General features: G+C 42.5%; 27 protein-coding genes. 16 read left to right on the forward strand and 11 right to left on the reverse strand.

Annotated elements, in window-relative coordinates; translation table 11 throughout:
* The first annotated feature begins 185 nt into the window (after positions 1 to 185).
* The 3 genes from V1502_RS04240 (at position 186) to V1502_RS04250 (ending at position 3129) form a co-directional block, all read left to right on the forward strand.
* Positions 186 to 1502 carry an FAD-dependent oxidoreductase gene (locus V1502_RS04240; protein WP_409253147.1) on the forward strand — a complete coding sequence of 439 codons (1317 nt, stop codon included), beginning with the start codon at positions 186 to 188 and terminating at the stop codon, positions 1500 to 1502.
* Positions 1499 to 2485, forward strand: a complete 987-nt coding sequence (locus tag V1502_RS04245; RefSeq protein ID WP_409253148.1) for a class I SAM-dependent methyltransferase — start codon at positions 1499 to 1501, stop codon at positions 2483 to 2485. The genes V1502_RS04240 and V1502_RS04245 overlap by 4 nt, the downstream gene beginning before the upstream one ends.
* Before the next feature lie 122 nt (positions 2486 to 2607).
* Positions 2608 to 3129 carry a type 1 glutamine amidotransferase domain-containing protein gene (locus V1502_RS04250; protein ID WP_409253149.1) on the forward strand — a complete coding sequence of 174 codons (522 nt, stop codon included), beginning with the start codon at positions 2608 to 2610 and terminating at the stop codon, positions 3127 to 3129.
* Positions 3130 to 3521: 392 nt separating this feature from the next.
* Here the strand turns inward: V1502_RS04250 and V1502_RS04255 are convergent, their stop codons facing one another.
* Positions 3522 to 3746 carry a DUF1128 domain-containing protein gene (locus V1502_RS04255; RefSeq protein WP_409253150.1) on the reverse strand — a complete coding sequence of 75 codons (225 nt, stop codon included), beginning with the start codon at positions 3744 to 3746 and terminating at the stop codon, positions 3522 to 3524.
* Between the two features lie 565 nt (positions 3747 to 4311).
* On the opposite strand from V1502_RS04255, the gene V1502_RS04260 reads away from it, so the two are divergent.
* Together V1502_RS04260 and V1502_RS04265 are read left to right on the forward strand one after the other, a co-directional pair.
* A complete protein-coding gene (locus tag V1502_RS04260) occupies positions 4312 to 4692 on the forward strand; it encodes a YtxH domain-containing protein (protein WP_409253151.1) in 381 nt (126 codons plus the stop codon).
* A 24-nt stretch (positions 4693 to 4716) separates the two neighbouring features.
* A complete protein-coding gene (locus tag V1502_RS04265; protein WP_409253152.1) occupies positions 4717 to 5559 on the forward strand; it encodes a YihY/virulence factor BrkB family protein in 843 nt (280 codons plus the stop codon).
* A 259-nt stretch (positions 5560 to 5818) separates the two neighbouring features.
* Here V1502_RS04265 and V1502_RS04270 read toward each other — a convergent pair whose 3' ends face one another.
* Both V1502_RS04270 and V1502_RS04275 read right to left on the reverse strand, forming a co-directional pair.
* Entirely contained in the window at positions 5819 to 7747 is a 1929-nt protein-coding gene (locus V1502_RS04270; protein WP_409253153.1) for a heavy metal translocating P-type ATPase, read from the reverse strand.
* Positions 7748 to 7946: 199 nt separating this feature from the next.
* Complete coding sequence (locus tag V1502_RS04275; protein ID WP_409253154.1) at positions 7947 to 9128, reverse strand: MFS transporter; 1182 nt, start codon at positions 9126 to 9128, stop codon at positions 7947 to 7949.
* 269 nt (positions 9129 to 9397) lie between these two features.
* On the opposite strand from V1502_RS04275, the gene V1502_RS04280 reads away from it, so the two are divergent.
* Positions 9398 to 9781 carry an OsmC family protein gene (locus tag V1502_RS04280; RefSeq protein ID WP_409253155.1) on the forward strand — a complete coding sequence of 128 codons (384 nt, stop codon included), beginning with the start codon at positions 9398 to 9400 and terminating at the stop codon, positions 9779 to 9781.
* A 112-nt stretch (positions 9782 to 9893) separates the two neighbouring features.
* Here V1502_RS04280 and V1502_RS04285 read toward each other — a convergent pair whose 3' ends face one another.
* Positions 9894 to 10313 (reverse strand): pyridoxamine 5'-phosphate oxidase family protein, encoded by a 420-nt coding sequence (locus V1502_RS04285; RefSeq protein ID WP_409253156.1) that lies wholly within the window; start codon positions 10311 to 10313, stop codon positions 9894 to 9896.
* Between the two features lie 334 nt (positions 10314 to 10647).
* On the opposite strand from V1502_RS04285, the gene V1502_RS04290 reads away from it, so the two are divergent.
* From V1502_RS04290 to rlmD, 7 genes are all read left to right on the forward strand, one after another.
* Positions 10648 to 11517, forward strand: coding sequence for a YfkD family protein (locus V1502_RS04290; RefSeq protein WP_409253157.1), 870 nt, complete (start codon positions 10648 to 10650; stop codon positions 11515 to 11517).
* A gap of 121 nt (positions 11518 to 11638) precedes the next feature.
* Positions 11639 to 11815, forward strand: coding sequence for an SE1561 family protein (locus V1502_RS04295; RefSeq protein ID WP_409253158.1), 177 nt, complete (start codon positions 11639 to 11641; stop codon positions 11813 to 11815).
* Between the two features lie 316 nt (positions 11816 to 12131).
* Positions 12132 to 12575 (forward strand): GNAT family N-acetyltransferase, encoded by a 444-nt coding sequence (locus V1502_RS04300; protein WP_409253159.1) that lies wholly within the window; start codon positions 12132 to 12134, stop codon positions 12573 to 12575.
* A gap of 118 nt (positions 12576 to 12693) precedes the next feature.
* Positions 12694 to 14244 carry a fumarate hydratase gene (locus tag V1502_RS04305; protein WP_409253160.1) on the forward strand — a complete coding sequence of 517 codons (1551 nt, stop codon included), beginning with the start codon at positions 12694 to 12696 and terminating at the stop codon, positions 14242 to 14244.
* 445 nt (positions 14245 to 14689) lie between these two features.
* A complete protein-coding gene (pdaA, locus tag V1502_RS04310) occupies positions 14690 to 15490 on the forward strand; it encodes a delta-lactam-biosynthetic de-N-acetylase (RefSeq protein WP_409253161.1) in 801 nt (266 codons plus the stop codon).
* A 326-nt stretch (positions 15491 to 15816) separates the two neighbouring features.
* Positions 15817 to 16689, forward strand: coding sequence for a DNA-3-methyladenine glycosylase family protein (locus tag V1502_RS04315; RefSeq protein ID WP_409253162.1), 873 nt, complete (start codon positions 15817 to 15819; stop codon positions 16687 to 16689).
* The gene (gene rlmD, locus V1502_RS04320) at positions 16646 to 18079 is read left to right on the forward strand and encodes a 23S rRNA (uracil(1939)-C(5))-methyltransferase RlmD (RefSeq protein WP_409253163.1); all 1434 of its coding nucleotides are present in this window, start codon (positions 16646 to 16648) and stop codon (positions 18077 to 18079) included. The genes V1502_RS04315 and rlmD overlap by 44 nt, the downstream gene beginning before the upstream one ends.
* 459 nt (positions 18080 to 18538) lie before the next feature.
* On the opposite strand, the gene V1502_RS04325 is transcribed toward rlmD, so the two are convergent.
* The 3 genes from V1502_RS04325 to V1502_RS04335 form a co-directional block, all read right to left on the reverse strand.
* Positions 18539 to 18733 carry a YfhD family protein gene (locus V1502_RS04325; protein WP_409253164.1) on the reverse strand — a complete coding sequence of 65 codons (195 nt, stop codon included), beginning with the start codon at positions 18731 to 18733 and terminating at the stop codon, positions 18539 to 18541.
* Positions 18734 to 18867: 134 nt separating this feature from the next.
* Entirely contained in the window at positions 18868 to 18996 is a 129-nt protein-coding gene (locus tag V1502_RS04330; protein WP_409253165.1) for a YfhE family protein, read from the reverse strand.
* Positions 18997 to 19050: 54 nt separating this feature from the next.
* On the reverse strand, positions 19051 to 19959 hold the full coding sequence (locus V1502_RS04335) for a TIGR01777 family oxidoreductase (protein WP_409253166.1): 909 nt from the start codon (positions 19957 to 19959) through the stop codon (positions 19051 to 19053).
* A gap of 96 nt (positions 19960 to 20055) precedes the next feature.
* Here V1502_RS04335 and recX point away from each other — a divergent pair, with 96 nt between their 5' ends.
* Entirely contained in the window at positions 20056 to 20859 is an 804-nt protein-coding gene (gene recX / locus V1502_RS04340; RefSeq protein WP_409253167.1) for a recombination regulator RecX, read from the forward strand.
* 83 nt (positions 20860 to 20942) lie between these two features.
* On the opposite strand, the gene V1502_RS04345 is transcribed toward recX, so the two are convergent.
* A complete protein-coding gene (locus V1502_RS04345; protein WP_409253168.1) occupies positions 20943 to 21620 on the reverse strand; it encodes an SDR family NAD(P)-dependent oxidoreductase in 678 nt (225 codons plus the stop codon).
* Positions 21621 to 21944: 324 nt separating this feature from the next.
* On the opposite strand from V1502_RS04345, the gene V1502_RS04350 reads away from it, so the two are divergent.
* Positions 21945 to 22292 (forward strand): YfhH family protein, encoded by a 348-nt coding sequence (locus V1502_RS04350; RefSeq protein WP_409253169.1) that lies wholly within the window; start codon positions 21945 to 21947, stop codon positions 22290 to 22292.
* A 45-nt stretch (positions 22293 to 22337) separates the two neighbouring features.
* Here the strand turns inward: V1502_RS04350 and V1502_RS04355 are convergent, their stop codons facing one another.
* Positions 22338 to 22499, reverse strand: a complete 162-nt coding sequence (locus V1502_RS04355) for a YpzG family protein (protein WP_409254280.1) — start codon at positions 22497 to 22499, stop codon at positions 22338 to 22340.
* A gap of 43 nt (positions 22500 to 22542) precedes the next feature.
* A complete protein-coding gene (locus V1502_RS04360) occupies positions 22543 to 22707 on the reverse strand; it encodes a small, acid-soluble spore protein K (protein ID WP_409253170.1) in 165 nt (54 codons plus the stop codon).
* Between the two features lie 138 nt (positions 22708 to 22845).
* On the opposite strand from V1502_RS04360, the gene V1502_RS04365 reads away from it, so the two are divergent.
* Positions 22846 to 23115 (forward strand): YfhJ family protein, encoded by a 270-nt coding sequence (locus tag V1502_RS04365; protein ID WP_409253171.1) that lies wholly within the window; start codon positions 22846 to 22848, stop codon positions 23113 to 23115.
* 32 nt (positions 23116 to 23147) lie between these two features.
* Here the strand turns inward: V1502_RS04365 and V1502_RS04370 are convergent, their stop codons facing one another.
* Positions 23148 to 24131, reverse strand: a complete 984-nt coding sequence (locus V1502_RS04370; protein WP_409253172.1) for a metal-dependent hydrolase — start codon at positions 24129 to 24131, stop codon at positions 23148 to 23150.
* Positions 24132 to 24176: the final 45 nt, after the last annotated feature.

The following is a 24176-nucleotide window of genomic DNA, read 5'->3' on the forward strand; positions in this document are numbered from 1 at the left end:
GGGCTGATCAAGGTGCTTGCGCTTTTGTCCTTTTATCTACAGAAAATGCATCAATCCTCCAATCAGTCGTCACATATCCTTATTTTCCGGGAAATAATGCATCCACTACAAGCCAATGTTTGCACATCCTCTAGTTTCAACATGCTGGAAAGAGGATAAATATCGGTAAAAAGGCGGTGAGGATTTTGCGGACTGATGTATTTATATCAGGAGGAGGAATCGGAGGACTGACACTTGCGTTAAAACTGGCAAGGTGTGACATTGATGTGACCGTGATTGAACGTCTTCCCGGACCGACGCCTGTATATAAAGGCGAACTTCTCCAGCCCAAGAGCCTGGAAATCTTCGACGAATTGGGTTTGTTAGAAAAAATAAAAGCAAATGGACATGTGATTGACGAATTAAATCTTGTAGAAATAGACAAAGGGACCGGAACTGCAGATGAGTCCAATATGAAATATAGTGTGGTTCCTGGTGAATATTCCTATTCCCTGATGATTCACCATGAAAAATTAAAGGAAATTATCAGAGAAGCCGCAATGGCCTATCCATCTTTCCAATACAAATCTAACAGCAGCTGCAAAGGTTTTTCTGATGGAAAGGCCATAGTGGAAGATAGAAAGGAAAAGAAGGAAGAACTCTTTGCAAGTTCATTCTATATAGGTGCCGAAGGAAGGGTATCTGTGACCCGGCAGGAAATGGGGATAAAGAAGGAAGAGAATGAATACAACCACCACTTTCTCACCGTTACATTCCCGCGTCCTCCTTCCTTTACAGAAGGAAAAATCATTTCTACCTATGACCGGTTTTTAGGTCTATTTCCATTGCCGAATAATGAAGTACGGTCTGTGTACCTGATTCCTGCTGGTGAGTACAAGGAGATCAGGAAAAAGCCGATTGAGTTCTTGCATGAAAAATATATTGAACTATGCCCTGATATGGAAGGGTACGTGAATCAGATTGACACCTGGAAAACGATCCAGCTGATGGTGCCGGTTTCTTATCATACTGACCGTTATATCAAGGGAAATAAAGCCCTGATTGGTGACGCAGTCCATACCGTCCATCCTATGGCAGGAGAAGGGATGAACATGGCCATCCAGGACGGTGATGTACTCGGCGAGCTTCTATGCGACATGTTTATGCAAAATAAGTTGAATGAAGAAAACCTGAAGTGGTTTCCGCATGTGCGAAGGCAGAGGGTGGCCAATCAAATGAAACTGAGCCATCTTTCTGCACTGGCTTATTCGTATCCGTACAGGTCGGTAGGAAAGCTGAGGAAAAGAAGCTTGATGCGGATTGAACAGGATCCGGTCCTGCATTTTAAGCAGATGCTCAATATATCGGGGCTGGGTATGTGGCAGGACACTGTAAAAGACAGGCTGATACAAGGAGGCTTGCTTCCAAAACGGAGTACCCCCCTCACAGAAGAAGAGAAAGCTGCAAAGCTATTTACAAAAAGAGAAGATTATCCGTGGAAATGGAAGGAGCAATTAGTATGATAAGAGAATATATAAGGGTTTGGCGGGCAAGGGGCTGGATGAAGAAGAACATGCCTTTTCTGATCAGCTGGCATGCTTATGTCGGCTATGAACTGGATTTGTTCAAGTCGTTCAAAAAACCTGCCTCGATTAAAGAAGTAGCGGCTGCAAGGGAGCTTGAATACGACTTGCTCAAACAGTGGGTAGAAGTAGGTGTCATTCTAAAACATTTTAAAAAAATATCAGGTGAGCGAGTCAAGACAATAAAAAAATGGAAGCTGCCTAAGTCAAAGTCAAACCGTTTTTCTTCAGGCATCATTTTAAAAGAAATGATGGAACTTCATATCCCTTCATTGCTGGCATACCCTGATCTTCTTAGAAATCAAAAAAAGCAGCACTTTGATACGGATGTTCACGGTCCTACGGTGGCGAAAACATCCACTTTATTGGAACAGCTCGCTTATCCCAAAGTAGAGAAAGTAATGAAAAAATATAAAGTGGATTCGGTTTTGGATGTCGGCTGCGGAGAAGCAGGCTATTTGCGTAAATTGGCAAAGAAATTCCCCGATAAAAAAATGGTCGGAGTTGAATTGAATGAGGAAGTTGCCAGGAATGCCAGAGGGGTAGTGGAGGGACACAGCAACATTGAAATCCTTAATAAAGATATTAATGAATATCAGCCAGATGACCATTTTAAGCTGGTCATGGCAAACAACCTCCTTCACTATATCGAGCCGGAGGCAAGGGCAGGCTTTTTTCAGAACGCGGCTCAATGGATCAAAAAGAACGGAGCGCTGTCTGTTATCACTCCCCTTCAGAAACCAAAGCACGGGAAAGAATTCTCAAGTGCCTTCAACAGTTTCTTCATGACTTTTGACAATCTCTACCCGGTGCCAACTGAAAAAGAGTTAAAAGACTTTGCAAAAAAATCAGGGCTGAAAATGACTTCCATTGATCCTATCGTTAAAGAAGGCGGCTGGTATATTGCCGTTTTCAAAAAGTGATCTTCACCACCGGACAGTTCAGTGTATTTTCCATTATTTTGAAGTGTTCATGGCGTTTCTGTAAATGATAAGCGGGAATAGATGAACTATAGAAAAAATGCTAATTAAAGGAGAGGTGGCACATGGCTAAGATTGCATGCTTAGTAACGGACATGTTTGAAGATGTAGAGTATACCAAACCTGCAGATGCATTTAAAGATGAAGGGCACACTGTCGTGACCATTGAAAAAGACTCAGGAAAGACAGTGGAAGGCAAACAAGGAGAGGCAAAAGTCACTATCGATGAAAGTATTGATAATGTGAAACCAGAAGATTTTGATGCCTTATTCCTTCCAGGAGGATTTTCTCCGGATCAGCTGCGGGCTGATGAGCGATTCGTTCAGTTTGCCAAAAGCTTCATGGAAAGCGACAAACCGGTATTGGCCATTTGCCATGGACCGCAGCTCCTGTTATCGGCTAAAACATTAGATGGAAAGGATGCAACCGGATTTAAATCCATAAAAGTTGATATGGAATATGCCGGTGCAAACTACAAAGACGAGGAAGTAGTCGTACACAACGACCAGCTTGTGACAAGCCGTAACCCAGATGACATTCCGGCATTTGTTCGCGAGTCACTGAAACTGTTAAAGAACGTATCCTAAGAGGGTACTGTGAAAAAGGACCGCCGTTTGCGCGGTCCCTTTTCATTTTGGTGGGGGACATGGAGTCCTATTCAAGAAGCTTATTCTATAAGGATTTAGGAGACGGAAGTGAGCCGAACTTGCCTCGAGTGTGGTTCTAGAGGCAAAAAATGAGTTGGTTTAAAAGGAGAAAGTGCCTCAAGGAAGGTTCTAGAGGCAAAAAACGAGTCAATTTCAGGACAAAAGTGTCTCTAGAAGTGCACTAGAGGCCAAAGGCGAGTCGATTTAAGAGGGATTTAAGAGGAAAAGTGCCCTTAGAAGAGCTCTAGGAGACCAATAATGATTCGACAACAAAAAAAGTGTCTCTGAAAGAGGAAACCAATCCATTCAGAGACACGAGGGCTGCAAGGGTGTTACTGTTTTCTCAAGTTTCCGAGTTCTTCAACAATCGCTTGCATTTCACTAGGGCTGAATCTGTCTTTACGCTCAACCATTTCATAGATATCTCTGAGTTCTTCATACATCTCACCGTCAAAATGAGAAGGTTTGATGGCCCCTACATTGACAACCCTTAATTTTTCCTTGATTTTCTCAATCATAAATTCCACGTTTTCTGGTGATTTTTGTGAAAGATCCATGGTTTCATCCATCCTTTTATGCTTTGGTCATTAGTAATATCTTTTCATTATTGCGAAGGGATGTCAATATGAACACCCTCGGAATGCGCATTGCAGCCTATGTTCATGTTTGAGTGCTTGGACGAATGGATAAATAATACTATAACTTAAATACTCCAATATGTTTATTAAAGCTCTGTTAGCAGATAGTGATTGTTTCACTATGATTATCCTGGTAAGCCAAGAGGTAAACTATTATCCCTATTTAACCAAGCTTTTATTTACCAGGCAGTTTTCGTGAAATTATTGAAAATGAAGTGGAAGTTGCGGGGGACATAAGGACATCCAGTTACAGATACATACCCATAGGAGGGTCACTGCCCGCCCCCGCCGAGTCACACATCTGGGCAAAAATCAGTTTTAAAACGAATTAAACGTTAAAAAAGGGAAAAAGACATCGGGAAAAGAAGTAGAAAGAAGATGAAGTATTGGTGTCTTCACGTTTGTACCTTATGACGGTACCATTATATGATTAAAGGAAAGAAACAGGTGCAAGCTAACAACATTAATGTATCGGAGGATGAATATGGGAACGAAGAGATTTTTCAAAGGGTTGGTTTTTGGGGCAATGGCTGGTGGATTTATTACGCTGTTGAATAAAGAAACGAGAGAAGATGTAATGAACAGTACGAAAAAGGGCGGAGAGTTCATCAGCCGTTATGCGCGTGATCCTCAACTGCTGGTAGAATCAACGAAAGAGGTATATGAGAAAGTTAGAGAAACTGCTCAGCAAATTGGAGAGGACATGGAATTCATCAATCAAAAAGTTGAAGAAATTAAAGAACTCTCTCCTCAAGTAAAGGATTTAATAGAGGATACGAAAGAAACACTTCATTCTTCGTCCGAATCTTATAAAGAGGTATTTACTGAGGAGGATCATCATTCCACCAGCACAAGAGTGGAGTAATAATGCAGAATAAGAGGTGAAAGGATGACGAAGAGGAGTAAAGACGGAGGTATAAAAGGTTTCGGGAAGAAGTTATTTCAGAAAATATCAGATGGAGATGTGACAGGATTAGCAGCTCAGCTCGCTTATTTTTTCCTTCTTTCACTTTTCCCATTGTTGATTTTTTTGGTCACCTTGCTTCCTTATCTGCCTTTTTCTCAGCAAGATATACTAAATGTTATTTATGACTTTGCACCGGGCGAAACGATGCAGATGATTCAGTCCACGATCAACGAAGTGATGTCAAACCGGAATACCGGTTTATTATCATTCAGTATCATCGCTACCATCTGGTCGGCATCCAATGGTATGAATGCGATTGTGAAGTCATTGAATGATGCATATGAAGTAGAAGAGACCAGGTCATATATTATTACAAGGCTAATGTCGATCGTGTTGACAATTGCCATGATTTTTGTTTTCATTATCGCCTTGCTTCTTCCTGTGTTTGGAAAGCAAATCGGATTATTCTTATTTTCTCAATTCGGTTTCTCAGATCAGTTCCTGACTATATGGGGAGCTATAAGATGGGCGATTTCACCAATCATTTTATTCATTGTGTTTGTTGGCCTATACTTTATTGCCCCGAGTAAGAAAATCAAATGCTTAAGTGCTGTCCCGGGCGCTGTGTTTGCTGCGTTAGGCTGGGTAGGTGCATCATTGGCCTTTTCTTATTACGTAAGCAACTTTGGAAACTATTCGGCTACGTACGGAAGTATCGGGGGGATCATCGTCCTGATGATCTGGTTCTACCTGACTGGAATCATCATCATGATCGGCGGCCATATCAATGCCATTATGAATGTGAAGAACTCATCAGAGTGCTAAAGAAGCCCACTAAAAAGAGTTTACCGTTTATTACCGGTAAACTCTTTTTTTAGATTGAACAGACTATTTATACGAGGCAGTTTTACAAAAAGCCTTAAACATCTAAGGGAGGAATAGTCCATGACGAAACATACAAAAAAAGATGGCGGCACGAAGCAAAACAGTAAGCATAAACCAAAGCAAAAAACATCCGGCTCTGCTAACGGCCAAAATGGTTATCACTAGAATTGAAAAGGGTTTCCAATCGGAAACCCTTTAATTACGATCTCAGTAATCGCAATCCGTTTAGTATTACCAGTATAGTGCTTCCTTCATGACCTATGACCCCTAGCGGCAGATCAAGAATCTGCAGGAAGTTAGATGCAATTAAAATGAAGATTACAGCCAGTGAGAAGATGATGTTTTGTTTGACGATTCTCTGCATCTTTTTAGAAAGGCGTACAGCTTCGGCAAGGCGTGTCAGGTCATTCTTCATAAGTACGATATCTGCTGTTTCAAGAGCGACATCTGTCCCTTCCCCCATGGCCACACCTACATTGGCTGTTGCTAGAGCAGGAGCGTCATTTATTCCGTCGCCTACCATGGCCACGGTTCCATATTGACCCATCAACTTCTTCAATTCTTCTACCTTGGTTTCGGGAAGACATTCCGCTATATAGTTATCGACCTGCGCTTCATGAGCAATGGCTTTTGCCGTATTCTCACTGTCCCCGGTCAACATGACTGTAAGAATTCCTTCTTTACGCAAAGATTTCAACGCTTGTTCGGTTTCATCCCGGATCACATCTTTAAGCGCAATCAATGCAGCAATTCCATCCTTATTGGCTATGAACACGGTTGTCTTTCCTTCGGCTGCCAGTTGATGTGCTATACCGCCTGCAAATTGGCCTGCTTCGCCGGTGCCGACAAATTCAGCCTTACCGATTTTCCATTCCCTTCCGTTGACGACCGCCTTCACTCCCCAGCCTGAAACATCCTCCAGAGAATGAGGGTCGCTCAATTGCATGCCGGGATACAATGTTTTGACATGCGACACAATAGCCTGGGCAAGGGGATGGGTAGACTGTCTTTCAATGGAGGCGGTGATGCCTAGTATTTCCCTTTGTGTTACAGCTTGATCTGTTATGATATCTGTGACTTTCGGCTTTCCTCTTGTCAGTGTTCCGGTTTTATCAAAAGCGATTGCCTGAAGGTTGCTGAGATTTTCCAGATGCATTCCGCCCTTAAATAATATTCCATTTCTTGCCCCGTTGGATATGGCTGACAAGGTTGCGGGCATGATGGAGGCTACAAGGGCACAAGGAGAAGCCACCACCAGAAGGACCATCGCCCGGTAAAAGGTTTCCGTCCAACTCCATCCAAAGAGGAAATGCGGCGCAAACATCATGAGTAGAACCACGGCCAGAACAACTTTTACATATGTTCCTTCAAATTTTTCAATGAACAGCTGTGAAGGGGATTTCTCGCTTTGAGCTGAGTGAACGAGATCAATGATTTTCTGAAAAAGAGTTTCATTACTGTGTTTGGTGATTTCGACAGTGATGGCTCCATTCAGGTTTACAGTTCCGGCAAATACTTCACTTTCCACTGACTTGCTGACAGGCATTGATTCACCTGAGATGGCTGCTTCATCGATAGTCGTCGTACCTTTGATAATTCGCCCGTCAGAAGGAACCCTCTCACCCGGCTTGATAAGGATATGGTCGCCTATTGAGAGCTCGGAAACATGGACCCGTTCTTCTGTACCATGGGTCACCCTTAATGCCTCTTCCGGCTGGAGGTCCATCAGGGAGGAGATTTCCCGCTGGCTTTTATTAAGGGTATAAGTCTCCAGAGCACCACTAACGGCAAAGATGAAAATCAGGATGGCACCTTCAGCCCAGTAGCCGATGATGGCAGAGCCGATTGCGGCAAAAACCATCAGCATTTCCACATTTAATTCGCGGTCGGCAATGGTTTCTTCAATACCTTCCTTTGCCTTGGCAAATCCGCCGATAACGAAAGCCAGCAAATAGAAGACGATTGATAATGAAGAAGAGTCAGCGGCTGTCAGCCAACCCAGTAAGATGAAAACACCGCTTATGAGTGCGGCGATTAGTTCAGCATGCGGCTTCATTTTTTCAAGAATAGATAGTGATGAGGATTCGGTGGGTTCACTTACAGTCATTGACTTTGCTTGTGAGCTCATAATTCTTCTCCTTTATGATAATTTTCTCTTTATGTCTTCTTTAATTGATAACAATAATCAGCATCAATTCCCCAATTAAACGACGAAAGCTGCCATCTTTTGCAGATGACAGCTGTATTGCCAATTAAACAGAATTTTCGTATTTGTTTTGCTTATTTTACCATACAGCGTAGGCTTTGGGAAGAGAGGAAGTGATCGTTTATTTGTTATGTGCTGAGTGAAGCGGACCTTTCTCTTTTCCAAATAGCATAATAATCATAAATATGATAAAAAGTATGAAACTGATAATCATAAAGAAGCTGACATTCTCAAACAGTTCAATGAAAATGCCGCCGGTATAAGGGCCGGCGAGACTTCCAAGGCTGAAGGCGACTCCGCAAAGTAAATTCCCTGTCGGCAGATATTTGCCGGGCATGAGGTCCGCCATGTAGCTGATTCCAAGAGAGAAGGTTGAACCGACGACCATACCAGCGATGAAAAGTGTAACAGTCAAGGCAGGCATGTATGCTTCTAAGAAGCCGGCTGCAGTAAAACTGATAAAGCCAAGCAGCAGGATTGTGAGCAGCACTCTGCGCCTTCCGTATTTATCACTCAGAATGCCAAGCGGAAGCTGAAAGACTATCCCGCCTATAGCAAACGAAGTCAGCAGTATGGAGACACTTGTGACATCTATACCATTTCTGAGGCCGTAGACAGGGAAACTCCCGTTCAATGAGGCTTCGAGGAAGCCATATCCAAGAGGGGGAAGAAAAGCAACCCAGCCATATTTAATCGCCTCTTTGAACCTGGACATGGTGCTCCGGAAGGAACTGACTTCCATGGTTTGTTCAGGGAATTCATTTTTCAGGACAAAGAGAAACACCCAAGCTGCCAGACATAGTAGGGAAGACACGATAAATGGAAGAGATTCATTTATTTTTACCAGTGGGGTCATTAACGGTCCGACCGCAAAACCAACACCAAAAAACAATCCATATAAAGAAATGTTTCTCCCTCTTTTATTTTCCGGAGAAAATGAGGTGATCCATGTCTGGGTACCAAAATGCAGGGCATGATCGCCAATCCCGATTACCATCCTCAAGGCAAACCAGAACCAGAATGATTTCCAAAGAGGAAAGAGAATTAATGACAGAATGACGAGCAGTCCACCGCCTATAATGATCGGTTTATAACCATACTTTCTAAGGGGATCTTCCATAAAAGGGGATATCAGCAGTATTCCGATGTAAAGCCCCGCTGCATTTAGCCCATTATGGGATGAAGACAGTCCATCACCTTCAAATATGACCGCAATCAGGGGGAGAAGCATGCCTTGTGAAAACCCGGATATTGCGACAATGCTGATCAACACCCAAAAGCGGAATTTCTTTTGTTTATCCATATATCTATCTCCTGACAAATTAGTTCCTCTTCGATGGTATCGTCAATTCAAAGTATTGGCAAGATAAAACATTATGGGGTATTTTCTTTGAGCAGGGGCTGGTGAAAAAAGGTTTGGCAGGTTTTGAAGGGGGACTGTAGAACTATCCGAGGCTTTATGAGTAGGGCTGCGCTAGAAGGCTTCAATTTTATTCTCAATCAAAATTTTGTACACAGTCGCCGGGATAAAATATACTATGATTGATTAGACAGTCTTTAAGGAGTGATAGTATGGAATTTAAAATGCAAGAAGGCGGATTTGTTACCGACCTTTCATTCGGACAACTAGAGGTTTCCGGAAATGAAGAGTATGGGTTTCGACCTTATCAGCTTATGGTCTCATCCATCGCGGTTTGCAGCGGGGGAGTATTGAGGAAGATCCTTGAAAAGCAGAGGGTAAGCTTTAAGGATATTTCCATCAAAGCGGACGTCTCCAGAAATGAAGAGAAGGCCAACAGAATTGAAAAGGTTGCTTTGCATTTCACGATAACAGGTGACAACCTGAAGGAAGAGAAAATTGAAAAAGCTATGGAGTTGACCAGGAAAAATTGTTCAATGGTCCAGTCGGTAATCGATAGCATCGAAGTCGAAGAAACATTTGAACTAAGATCATAATTAGATGTTTTAACACTTTAAAGCACTAAGAGGGACTGTCCCTCTTAGTGCTTTAAAGTGTTAAAGAGAAAAAAGACCCCGGGGTTACCCACGGAGTTTTATCATCTTAATTTCAGAGGCTGAGTTCTTGAGGCTCTTTTCCTGTTCTTTCATAGTAAAGGATTGTTTTTGGTGTGAGCCGAAGAAGCATATACTCAGGATCGTCCGGAGCTGTTATCCAAGGCTTTAGATGATCGTTCCAAAACTTTTTCTTCAGCTCTTCAGATTCTTCTATTTCAGCCATTGCTTCCACTTCAACATAGTGCTCGTGATTGCTGTCTCTGTCAAAACCGAGCAGAATATGGACCTTAGGGTTCTGGGCCATATCTTCAGCCTTATGGGCATGCTGGTTGGTAGCAGTATATAGTGTCAGCTCCTCATTATAAAACATCATGAAACGGGAATAAGGTTGATTATTCCTGATCGTCGCAAGAGTACCTACCTTATGGTTGGAAAACAGTTCTACAACCTTTTCTTTTAATGTAAGGGACATGGTTTCAACCTCCTTTGAATGTACGATATTAATCTGTGTTATTGGAGATTCTTTTAACCATACTTTTGCAAAATAAGCGGAGAAATACAATTGAGCAAAAAACAAGGAGAGAGCTTTTTCAGCTCTCTCCTTGTTTCTTTAGGGAATTTAGGGAATGAAACTTTGTTTTTGCCGGATGGACCGGCTGGTTATAAAGAAATTATAGTATAAAAATTGAATTTTGTAAATATTCAATTTTTATTTCAGCGAAACTTTTTTAAAATGATTGGATAACTATTAGCACAACGGAAAAACTAACTACAGAAAAAGCATAGCTAGAAGGGAGTTTAACAACTTGAAACTATTACGCATCGTTCTTATGATGTTCCTTATTTCATCTATGATTCTGCCGACAGTCTCGGCTCAAAAGAAGGAAGAAAAGCAGACAGAACCAAAACAAGAAAAAGTTCAGAAGAAGGATGAAGAGAAGGCGGCAGAGAAACCGGCCGAACCGAAAGTCAAGATTCCATCTTCCGTATTGAATATTGCTAAAGAGAACACGTATCCCAATCCGACACAAGATCTTCCTTATCTGCAGCCAAGCGATTTAACTGCAGAACTGGTTGAAACTTCCAATGTTAAAATCGAAAACCCCAATCTTATTCGCATGTTCAATGAGTCAAGTATGAACAAATCGCCTTTTGCCCTTGGGATGAGAGCCACAATCTATATGGGGGAATGGCCATTGAACTATGAGTCCACAGAAACGGCGCCGAACTGGGAGTATCAAAAGATCAATACGAATTACTTTGATAATAGAGGCGGAAATCAGAATTACCAAATTCATTATGTACAGGAAGCCCAAAAAACAATCAAAGGCGGGCTGACTGCCAAAGTACCGCACTCTGATGATGTACAGAAAATGATGCTTTTAAAGGCAATGGAAAACTCGGATCTTCCGCTTTCCTTCCAAACAATCGTTGGAGCAGGCACGAAGAAAGACCATGTCTATAATATTGCTCCGAAACGACTGGGGTATTTATATGGTTATGCCCCTGCGGTGAACGAAAAAGGGAAAGTGACCTATGGTGAAGTATACCTTGTCATGAAGGGATCGAAACGGTCCATATTGGTTAAAAATGTTACATCTCAAGGAATCGGTGCCTGGATCCCAGTTCAGGATCATGTATCCTTTGGGTTTGTAACCGCCGACAAACCCCGCTGATCTCAATGATACTGCTGACCTCTTGGCAAGAATAGAGGTCAGTTTTTTTTCTAGTGCTTGTCATTCGCTGCACAATTAGGTACGATGAGGTAGGAAATTTTTAATAGAAGGAGCGAACACATTGGGTAAAGCTGCAAGCAATAGAGATGACCAGGTGTTATATTTGAAACAAAGATTAAATATGTTCTTAGAAGTGCTTGATTCAATTGACCCTGAAAATACCGAATTAGAAGATATTGACCGCTTAATTCAAATGATCGATGATTTGGAGATGAAAGTGGATCAATTCAAGAAATAAGGAGCCTTATAAGGGCTCTTTTTGTTTGGCTCTTTTCGTAAACTTTGTTGCTATTTAATACAAATTTTAAAAAATATCTACTTAATTAACCAGAAATACCCTGATAAACGAGGAAGAAAAGAGCTAATTAACCTTGTTCAGAGAAAAAAGCCCTTGTCTCCAAGGGAAAAATCCGGCTCTTTGGATTTTTCCGAGAGCAACAATATATACGAAACCAGCGTTTTGTTTAGAATTTACTAGCCTTATGCTGAGAGGAAGGAACCTGTCAGCACAGATATCTAAAGTCAGGAATTACATAACTATGAGGAGATTAGGTATGAATATTTCACATATTGCCGCAGATCAGGCTAGTGAGGCCAGGCAGATTGTCCTGCAGGGATTCAAAGAGCGGTTTGGGATCATTATTGAGGGCCTAAACCCGGATCTGGACGATATTATGGATTATTATCAGGACAATAAATATTTTTATGTCGGTGAGCGCAAGGGGGAACTGATGGCAACAGGAGGCATCATCTTTGAAACACCAACGGAATGCCGGATTGTCCGGATGTCGGTATCCTCTCCTTACCGAAGTTACGGTTTTGGGAGGGCTATGCTTTCTTTTTTAGAGGAGGAAGCCCGTAGAAGAAAAGCTTCCAACACGATGCTTGAGACGAATAAAAACTGGGATGATGCTGTTCATTTTTATCAAAAAAATGGATATATACCTTATCGGTTTGAGGGTGAAAGAATACACTTCCGTAAAAAATTATTGACCTGATCTGTAATCGGTTACAATCGGGTCTTTTTTTCTGCTAATTATAGGAGTATAATGAATGATGAAAAATTCAAATTTTTTACCATTTATATAGAAATAGCAGCGGAGAAGGGGATTGTTTATGAACATGGAAAAATTGCAAGAAAGCATGTATCAATTGATTGTTGAGACCTCCACCAACTTGCCTAAGGATGTTAGAAGAGCGATCAAGGAGGCAAAGGCAAGGGAGAGTGCAGGAACTCGCTCTGCAATGAGTCTGGCGACAATTTCAAACAATATTAAAATGGCAGATGATAATGTTTCTCCAATCTGTCAGGATACAGGGCTTCCAACCTTCAAAATCAAGACGCCAGTCGGAGTGAACCAGTTAGAAATCAAAGAAGCCATTTATGCAGCTATGCAGCAGGCAACAAAAGACGGAAAGCTCCGCCCGAACTCAGTGGATTCCCTGACAGGGGCAAACAGTGGTGACAATTTGGGTCTTGGCACACCTGTCATCAAGTTTGAACAATGGGAAAATGACTATATTGATGCACGATTGATTCTTAAAGGAGGCGGCTGTGAAAACAAAAATATCCAATACAGCCTGCCGTGTGAATTGGAAGGGCTGGGCCGTGCAGGACGCGACCTGGACGGTATCCGCAAGTGTGTCATGCATTCTGTCTATCAAGCACAGGGACAAGGGTGTTCAGCAGGATTCATCGGTGTAGGGATAGGTGGAGATCGTTCTTCAGGATATGATTTGGCCAAAGAGCAGCTATTCCGTTCTGTAGATGATGTCAACAGCAATGAAGACCTTCGCAAGCTGGAAGAATATGTGATGGAGAATGCAAACGAACTTGGAATTGGGACGATGGGATTCGGCGGAGAAACGACACTTCTTGGCTGTAAAGTAGGCGTAATGAATCGTATCCCGGCAAGTTTCTTTGTTTCTGTGGCCTATAACTGCTGGGCGTTCAGAAGATTAGGCTTCAAGCTTGATGCTGAAACAGGCAGCGTTCAGGAATGGCTTTACCAGGAAGGTGAGTTGGTCGACCTTTCAGAAAGCCCTGCACAACAGGAAACGGCTGCTGCATCAGAAGGAGAAACTGAGGTCATCACCCTCACAGCACCAATTACTGAAGAAAAAATCCGCAGCCTGAAAGTTGGGGATGTGGTCCGAATCGACGGAAGAATGTATACAGGTCGGGATGCAATCCACAAACATCTTTCCGACAATGACTCTCCTGTCGATCTTGATGGTCAAATTATATATCACTGCGGACCAGTGATGATGAAAGATGAAAATGGCCAATGGCACGTTAAAGCGGCAGGTCCGACTACATCCATCCGTGAAGAACCATATCAAGGGGATATCATGAAGAAATTCGGCATACGCGCCGTCATCGGAAAAGGCGGTATGGGTCCGAAAACACTCGAAGCCCTTGGCGAACACGGCGGTGTGTACCTGAATGCCATCGGCGGAGCCGCACAATATTACGCAGACTGTATCAAATCAGTCGAAGGGGTCAACTTCATGGAATTCGGCATTCCGGAAGCCATGTGGCATCTGGAAGTGGAAGGCTTTACAGCCGTGGTCACTATGGACTCTCACGGAAACAGCCTTCATAAAGACATTGATAAATCTTCTCTTGAAAAGCTTGCGCAGTTCAAGGAGAAGGTGTTCAGCTAATATCATTTTGGTTTGGCCGCTGCCTTTTGGGCAGCGGTTTTTTTATTTGTATTCTTAGGGTTAAATAAGAGGACCTTTGCCAACAGAAAAAAACTACTGGGGAGATTCTTAAATGTTGCATGGCGGGAGAGGAGCCAGGGGCATCAAAAGGAGAAAAAGCATAAATGATGTAGGGCGCACGAGGAGCGCGGGACATCAAAAGGAAAAAAAGCAGAAATGATGTAGGGCGTACGAGGAGCGAGGGACATCAAAAGAAGAAAAAGCAGAAATGATGTAGGGCGCACCAATACGCGTCTAAACTCGGCTCCCAACACCCCAAAATCGACATCCTCATTAGAAGGTATTGTTTTACATTCACCAATACTTTTTCCATCAATTAGAAGGCATGTTACGGCAGCTCAACCGCAAAACTAAAAAGAGAACAAATAGAGAGAAGGTTGAGTCCATGAAGAAAATTATAATAATGATGACCGTGTTTCTGGCAGTGGGGCTGCTCGCCGGAACAAGTGCTTCTGCAGTCTCCAATAAGAGCATTGGCTGGGGATTCAAGAAGGGAAGTGACGGGAAACAGGCTGAAGCAGGAAAAGCCTATGATGATCTGCTCCAAAAATATGGTGCTTTTTATAAGGATTCTCCTGAGGAAAAGGTGTTATACCTAACGTTTGATAATGGGTATGAAAATGGGTATACCGGACAAATTCTCGATGTGTTGAAAAAAGAAAAGGTACCGGCTGCTTTCTTTGTAACAGGCCATTATCTTAACAGTGCCCCAGACCTGGTAGAGAGAATGGTTGATGAGGGGCATATTGTGGGAAATCACTCCTGGAGCCACCCTGATCTGACGAGCGTTTCAGATGAAAAGCTTCGTACGGAGTTAGACCGGGTTAAGGAGAAGACGGCTGAGCTTACAAAGCAGAAAACGATGTCCTATTTGCGCCCGCCAAGAGGTGTGTTCAGTGAAAGAACCCTGAAGCTTGCAAAGGATGCTGGTTATACCCATGTCTTATGGTCACTCGCTTTTGTGGATTGGCATACTGATGGGCAAAAGGGATGGAAGTATTCTTATGATAATATAATGAAGCAAATTCACCCGGGAGCTGTAATGCTTCTGCATACGGTGTCCAAAGATAATGCGGAAGCTTTAGAGAGGGTGATTCAGGATTTGAAGAAGCAGGGGTATACGTTTAAAAGTTTGGATTACTACGAGATGAGCAGAGATGGGAGAAACCCGTTGCTTACTCCATGATGGCTTGTTAAAGGATGGAACGTTTTGTTGCATCCTTTTTTTGAGGAGAGCCGTCAATTTATATGACAGCCGATATGGAGAATAACTAGAGGGTTTATAAGATTGGCTCATTCGAGTGAAACTATGTTTCACTCGCCTTTCAGCACAGCTGAAAGGTAGCCAGTCGAAGGCAAACCGGCAGGAGCAAATCATTTGCTCTGCCGGTTTGCCTTCGACTGGCGGAAATGAGCCAAATAACAGTGATTCCTTTTTAAAAGGGCAATCGTTTATACCCTTCACTTGGGAAGTGCTATAATACTCATAAACGTTTTAAAAGTGAGGGTGTTATGAGAGAAGTAACGATTACGGTTTTGCCTCCCTATGATTTTGATTTAGTTTTGGACAGGCTTTCCTTGGATCCATTGAATGCTGTGGATATTGAAAATAGAACTGTGAAAGTTCCTTTTTACGGGGAGAAGGATGAGGTGTTGACGGTTACGGCAACTGGGACGGCTGATCATCCATCTTTTCTGATAACGATGGAAAGTGAAGATGCAGATAATAGCAGGTTAACCTTCTTGAGGAGAGTTTTTCAGTGGGAAGGTACTCTTAAGGACATTCATCAGCACTTTTTAGAAACGGACCTGAAGCATATATTTGTGGAACATGCAGGCACACCCATCGTGCTGGAATTCAGTCCCTATGCGGTATTGATGAAGAGCATTATACACCAGCAGCTCAATTTGTCCTTTGCTTTTACGCTCACACAAAGGTTTGTCCATAAGTATGGAAGGCAAAAAGATGGCGTCTGGTTTTACCCCAGGCCTGCCGAGATTGCAGAGTTGGAAATAAGTGAACTAAGAGATTTGCAATTCAGCCAGCGGAAAGCTGAGTATGTCATCGGTGTTTCCAAGGAGATTGCCGAAGGTCGGTTGAACTTGCAGGAGCTTGAAAGAAAATCGGATGAAGAAATCTTGAAAGAATTGGTGAAGCTAAGGGGAATAGGTCCCTGGACGGCAGAAAACTTTCTGATGTTTGCCCTGGGCAGACAGAATCTGTTTCCTAAGACAGACATCGGCATCCAAAATGCATTGAAAAAGCTGTATGAAATGGACAGAAAGCCGACTTTGGCTGAAATAGAAGAAATGAGTGCAACATGGGCTCCTTACTTAAGTTATGCTTCATTATATTTGTGGAGAAGTATTGAAAATAGGAAGTGAAACAGTGAAGAAAAATGAAAACACAGTGAAGATAAAAGAAAAACAACAATTTCCGCTGACCATCAAAAGGCTTGGCATTAATGGAGAAGGAGTCGGCTACTTTAAAAGACAGGTTGTATTTGTTCCTGGTGCGCTCCCGGGTGAAGAGGTAGTTGTCGAAGCGGTTAAAGTGCATCCCAAGTTCGCGGAGGGCCGTGTGAAGAAAGTAAGAAAACGGTCGGAACACCGGACGAAGCCGCCCTGCCCTGTCTATGAACAATGCGGAGGCTGCCAGCTGCAGCATTTAAGCTATGAACAGCAGCTTGTGGAAAAAAGAGATATTCTTCTGCAGGCACTGGAACGCCACACAAAATTTGATCTGGAAAAGCTGGAGGTCAAGCCGATGATCGGCATGGTGGAACCTTGGTATTACCGGAACAAAAGCCAATTTCAGTTGGGATTCAGGGATGGCAAAATCATTTCCGGGTTGTACAGCCTGAATTCCCACAAGCTCGTGGATATACCGGAATGCATCGTTCAGCATCCTTCTACAAACAAAGTTACAAATACAGTAAAGAAAATTCTGAGTGACTTTAAAGTGCCGATTTATAATGAAAGAACCAAAAAAGGAATCGTAAAAACGGTGGTCACCAGAGTGGGCGTGACAACCGGCGAGGTTCAAGTTGTTCTGGTAACAGTTGGAAAGGACCTTCCGCATAAAGACTTGATACTGGCTGAAATCAACAAACGTCTGCCGGAAGTGAAATCGGTGGCCCAGAATATCAACCCGAAATCAACTTCCCTCATTTTCGGTAAGGAAACAATTCACCTCTATGGTACAGAATCGATTGTTGAGCGTCTTGATAAGTTTTCCTATGAACTGTCGGCGCGTGCATTCTTCCAATTGAATCCGACACAAACTATCCAGCTCTATAACGAAGTAAGGGATGCAGCAGCTTTGACGGGACATGAAAAACTGGTTGATGCGTATTGCGGTGTCGGTACAATTGGCATGTGGCTCTCAAACGGAGCAAAGGAAATTCGCGGAATGGATGTTGTAAAAGAAGGAATCGAGAATGCCAGGAAAAACAGCAGGAAATTTGGCATGGAAAATGCATCTTATGAGGTCGGAACGGCAGAAGAATGGCTGCCAAAATGGAAGGCCGAGGGCTGGAGGCCGGATGTTGTTGTTGTAGATCCGCCCCGAACAGGATGCGAGCCAAGCTTCTTAAATACAATCCTGAAAGTGAAGCCGAAAAAATTCATTTATGTATCATGCAATCCATCTACGCTTGCAAAAGATTTGAAAACATTAAGCAAAGCCTACGAAGTAGAATATATCCAGCCGGTGGATATGTTCCCACAGACAGCTCATGTGGAAAGTGTCGCGAAGCTGATATTGAAAAAGTAATTCGAGTAAGAGCCGCCTATTGAAGCGGCTCTTTTATTTAGGCTCTTTTCTAAAACTTTGTTGCTATTCACTATGAAATTCAAGAGAAATAGCCATATTTCACAGGATTTATCCTGGTAAACAATAAAGAAAAGAGCCATTCACCCTGTTCAGTTAGATAAGCCCTTGTACCCGAGGGAAAAATCCGTCCTGGATTTTTCCGATAGCAACATTCTATACGAAAATAGCGTTTATTTATTAACGCATTAACGCAGGAAAAGGGACTGTCCCTCTTCGTACGTTAATGCGTTAAAGTAGTTATAAACAATGTTATTCACAATTAAAATGCTATTATTGTTAATTTTCAGAAAGTTATTAACATTATCCACATCGGCTTGTGGATTATTATTAACAGGTAATTAACAACTGTTGTGGATAATTGTGGAAGGATGGCCCTTTTAAAGGACCATCCCATCAAAGCTATCTTTTATTTCGGTTTGCGACCTGCTGGCGCTGATTAGCTGCATTGGCACGTGCCTGTGCTTCCATATCAGCTTGATCGGCAAGTTCGCGTGAAAATTCCTCGTCAACTCCATCAGATTTCATGTTCTTGGGAACCTGAGGAAGTTTATTTTTGTTTTTATCTCGAGTTTTATGACCATGTGCTCTGCCCATTACAACCGTCCCCTTTCAATATAAGAAAGATAAAGGAGCGAAAACAATAAATGTTTTCGCTCCCTTAGTATTGACCGGAACCATGTTTTTAAAAGAGGTATATTTTGATACTTATTTTTTGAATAGAAAAATCATTAGTGCTTTTTCTGAGTGAAGCCGCCTGCTCTGTCAGCACGTTTGAACTCGCGGGAGTAAGTCACCTCTTGCATCGAAGACAGTGCTGATTTTGTTTTCTCTTTTCGCTTTTTATCCACAGGAATCATCCTTTCTCAAATGGGTATATGCCTATTTTTTCCTATCATTTGAGAAATCATACTTTAATGTCGATAAATTGCGGCCAGTGCTTCTTTCAAATCCGGATATTCAAATCTGTATCCATTTTCCTTTAAAACAGTTGGAATCACTTTCTGGCCTTCCAGTATTAATGTGCTCATTTCGCCAAGAGCAGCTTTGATGGCAAAGGAGGGGGCTGGTATCCAATGTGGGCGGTTAAGCACATCACCCAATGTTTTTCCAAGCTCTTTCATGGTGACAGGGGAGGGAGCCGTCACATTGACAGGTCCATCAATTTGGCTGTTTTCAATGACAAAACGGATGGCTTTAGTGACATCATTGATATGAACCCATGACATCCATTGATTTCCCGACCCCACAGTGCCCCCGGCGAAGAGCTTATAAGGAAGAGCCATTTTGGGGAGTGCACCTTCATCTTTGCCCAGTATGATTCCAAATCGCGTATAAGCCGTCCGAACACTGGAATCTTTTGCTCTGCTTGCTTCACTTTCCCATTTTTTTACCGTTTCAGCGAGAAAGTCTGAGCTTGTATCCATAGAGTTTTCAGTGTGTGTCTTAGTTTCCGACGCCTCATAGATTCCAATTGCACTCGCATTGATGAAAACGGAAGGCTTCTGGTCAAGACTTTCAAGGATTCTGATCATTTCCCGCGTGGCGTCAATCCGGCTTTTTAAGATCCTGCTTTTCCGCTCTTCAGTCCAACGGCCGCTGTTAATGGATTCGCCTGCAAGGTTAATGAAGATATCACTGCCTTCAAGCTCCTTTTCAGGGTAAGCCCCTTGCGACAACCATTTAATATAAGACACATTTTGCCGGCTCTCATGTTTGTCAGGATTCCTGGTCAATATGGAAACCTTATAACCGTTATCAAGCAGCTCTTCCGTCAATGCGCTCCCGACAAACCCCGTTCCTCCCGATATCACCGCTTTCATAGTAGTGCCTCCTTTTTTTGTGCTTTGTACTTATTTTACCCCTCCTGATAATAAAAAACATTTTGGATGTGTTACATTAGTATGGAGGTGTTATACATGGGAATCATCACAAAGATAACCAAACAAGTGAAAAATGAAGAAAGATACAACATCTTCATTGACGGCGAATACTCTTTCAGTGTAGATGAAGAGATCCTGGCCAGGTTTCAGCTTGGCAAGGGAAAAGAAATCGATGAACTTGCTATAGCGGAGATAGGCTATGAAGACGATATTCGGAAAGCTTTCAACATGGCGATCCATTACCTTTCTTTCCGGATGAGAACAGAACAGGAAGTTGCCGACTACCTTAAGAAAAAAGAGCTCGGAGATGCAGTGGCAGCCGAGGCTATTCATAAATTAAAGAAATACAAGTATCTGAATGACCAGGAGTTCGCACAGGCCTATGTTAATACACAAATCAACACTTCTGATAAAGGTCCGGGAGCGGTTGAAAGGGAACTTTCCACAAAAGGGGTGGACAAGGCATTGATTGATGGTGCTCTAGGGGCGTTTACCAACGAAATACAATTAGAGAAAGCCATAACTTTAACAAACAAGCTCTTCAAGAAGTATAAAAAAGATTCCGCTATTGTGGCCAAGCAGAAAATCGAGCAAAACTTGGCGCGGAAGGGATATCCATTCAATATCATCAATCTTGCCTGGGAAGAAACGGATAATGAAAAATCCGATGATGAGAAGTTGGAAGCAGTACTGGTTCATGCAAAAAAAGCGCATAACCGCCTGAAATCAAAATTCACCGGCTATGACTATGAAATGAAGATGAAACAGAATTTATACCGAAAAGGTTTCTCCCTGGAGGAAATTGAGGAGGGCATCGAAAGGCTGAAGGATGAAGAATAATTCGGAGTTTTATGTCGTCCTTTAACACATTAAAGCACTAAGAGGGACTGTCCCTTTTAGTGCTTTAATGTGTTGCAGTAGATTTATTTTTTGGATTCGATGATTATATCTGCTGAAGTTTTGCTTTCGTCATAGATGATTTCCGCCACTTCTTTTGGAGAACGGAGCCTGCTTGGATCTTTTACATGATCCGATTCTTCCCAGAACGGGGTATTCATGCCGCCCATATAGGCATTAATAATGCGGATTCCGGTTTCTTCAAATTCCTTCTGCAGGCTTTCAGCAAAACCGCGCAAGGCAAATTTGCTGGCGGCATAGTATGATTCATTTTTTTTGCCACGCAGCCCTGCGGTGGAAATAATATTGATGACGGTTCCAGAGGCTTTTTCAACCATTGAAGGAAGTAGAGCTTTTGTTAAATAAACAGTCCCCAGAAAATTCACAGACAACATTTTCTCCATTTCTGTATATGAAGCCTGAAGAAAAGGACCGAAAATTCCCACTCCCGCATTATTGATGAGGAGTTGAACGTCATGATGTTCTTTGATTGCTTCACAAGTCTGTTTGACTTCTTCGGAGGAGGCGATATCTACCGTCAAATAAGAAGCCGTTCCCCCGTCCGTAATAATCTCCTCCTTAACAGATTGAAGTTTTTCTTCTGTCCTTCCAAGAAGCAGAATATGAAATCCCTCATTGCTGTATACTTTTGCAAGCTCTCTGCCAAGCCCTGAACCGCCGCCCGAAATGACTGCTGTTTTCATCTGTAATTCCCCCTGATAGTTAATTCTTCACTCTGATTATTGGTTGGTTACTGTTTGCGTATAACAGACCTAAAGCGCTTATATTAGGCCTATATGTAGCATGCATCATGGTTTGATGTCCCAAAAAAGCGTTAATTAAGACATGATTGGGGTAAATGCCCTGATTTGATGTACTAAAACACGACCTATTGACACTTCATACCCTTAAACATAACGACCTGCGTCTCCATTAAGAAAGCTGACCGCCCTGCACTTTCCTTGTAATATTTTTCCCGCCAAAATCCTAAATAACCAAGCTTTATTTATCTTATCATTTTCCCTATAATGAATGTGAATGGAGTGAACATTGTGGAGAAAGAAACAAGATACAGTGAAATGAGCGAATATGAATTACAGCAGGAAATTGCCCAATTGAAAGAAAAGGCCAGAAAAGCAGAGCAGCTGGGGATGGTGAATGAGTTTGCCGTTCTGGAAAGAAAAGCATTGATGGCTCAGGCATACTTGCTGGATCCTAAAGATTTCAAGCCGGGTGAGATATACGGAATTGAAGGAGACCCGGGAGTATACTTCAAAATCGATTACATGAATGGTGTATTTGCATGGGGATACCGCCTGAGCGGGTCCGGCCAGGAAGAAGCACTTCCGATCTCTATGCTGAACAGGAAGAAATAAGAAAAAGGAAACAAGGGGCACATGCCGGCCTTGTTTCCTTTTGTATTAGGATCTTTTACGGGTCTGATTTTCGAGTATGATTAAATCCTGTGTTTGAGTTGTATGTCCATTAACCTGTGAGTGCGCATGTTTCACATTGTAGAATGCCTGGTTGAATGGACTCACATAGTTCTTATCGAATTTATTTGAGTTATTCTTTTTGCCCATACCCAAAACAACCGCCTCCTTAATAATGGCTTAACTCGAAAAATTAAACAGAATCGCTTTCACGCTCATTGGATGCAGCCATGCGTTCCTGGGGATGAGTATTGATGGTACCGTCAGCCCTTTTGGAAGCATACTCGGCCTTTGCCCGCGGTTCACCTTCGAACTTATTGTTATTCTGGTTAGGGAAGCCTCTTTCTTTATTGCGCATCGTATTCCTCCCGAGAATAAAGAATGGTCACCTCGTAAAAAGCAAATCCGCCACGGGAATCTGCTGATTACGTACTAATAGTATGGAACTTAAGCCGGACAGTTATCATTAAAAATAATGGGAATGGAGGATATAATAATGGATACCTTTCAGGAAGATTTAACAAATGAACTTTTAGAAAAAAATGAAGAATTATCCTATGCAAGAGCAAGAACATGGGTGGAATTATTATGGGAAGACTTCGAAACAACCTATGCCAAAGCCCGTGGGGAGTACCTGGGAAAAGAAATGACGAGCAGGCTCGTGAAACAATGGATAGACAGTTACGGCAGCAGGCTTCATGAGTTTGCAGCAAGGAACCCCAAATACAGTCACATGCTCCAAGATAAGAACGATATAAACCATTAAAAAAGGTGCCGTGTTTCACGGCACCTTACTGTTTAATCAGGAATGACCTCAAGCTTCTTCCTCAATTTTTCTTCACTGTAGATCCAACCAGTGTAGGAGCTTTCAATTTCTAACTCAGCACTCAGTTTAACGACTGCCACAAAAGGATAGTGCCCATTGCTTCTGTACCTCAAATCGATGAATCTCACTTCATATCCGTCATCCTCAAAGTCCTCTATCTCCCATCTGTATACTGGCGAGAAGGATAGGAATGCTGATAGGTTCTTATCTTTCTTTGCTGCGTTGATTACCGGGTTATCGGGAACAGGTATCCTTTTGAATTTTTCAAAGAAGGTGATAGAGCTTCCGTATGCCCTCGCTACATAAAAGAACTCTTTTGTTACGATTGCCAATCTCCATTGGTAAAACCGCAAAGTAGAGGAAACGATGATCTTCTCAGCATCGGGAACTTTCTTCCGGACGGCAGATTTAACTGCATTCTGTACGAAAAATCTTAAAATGTAATACAGAATGATGATCATATACATGTAAAGGAAAGTAGGCCCTGGTTCAAAACCGAAGCCCCACAATATCAGTCCGATGATATGAATGCCAAATATGATCGGATCAAACGTGTTAATGACCCCAAAAGCGACCCATTTCGACGAAAACGGCCTTATTGCCTGGGTTCCATAGGCGTTGAATATGTCGACAAATACATGGAGGAAAACGGCCAGAAATGTCCAAATCCATAAGTGAAGCAGATTAGCCTCAGGATAAAATGGATAGACAACAGCCAATATGAGCAGCGGCCATATCAGCACAGCCGGAATAGAGTGGGTAATCCCCCTGTGATTTCGAATATAAACCGCATTATTTCTCAATTTAAGTACAGTGTCTATGTCGGGAATTTGTGATCCGATGATGGCCGCGATCAAAACACTCTGTGATGTCGCCGCACTTTCAGCAACAACAGGATCAAGTGTGGCCAGGCCGCCGATAGCGAACCCCATGACTATATGTGTACCTGTATCCAAGGTTAATCCTCCTTTAAAAGGTTATTACGGAAAATTTTTTAACTG

This window comes from Rossellomorea sedimentorum (genome assembly GCF_046237645.1).
In the GTDB taxonomy this organism is placed as follows: domain Bacteria; phylum Bacillota; class Bacilli; order Bacillales; family Bacillaceae_B; genus Rossellomorea; species Rossellomorea sedimentorum.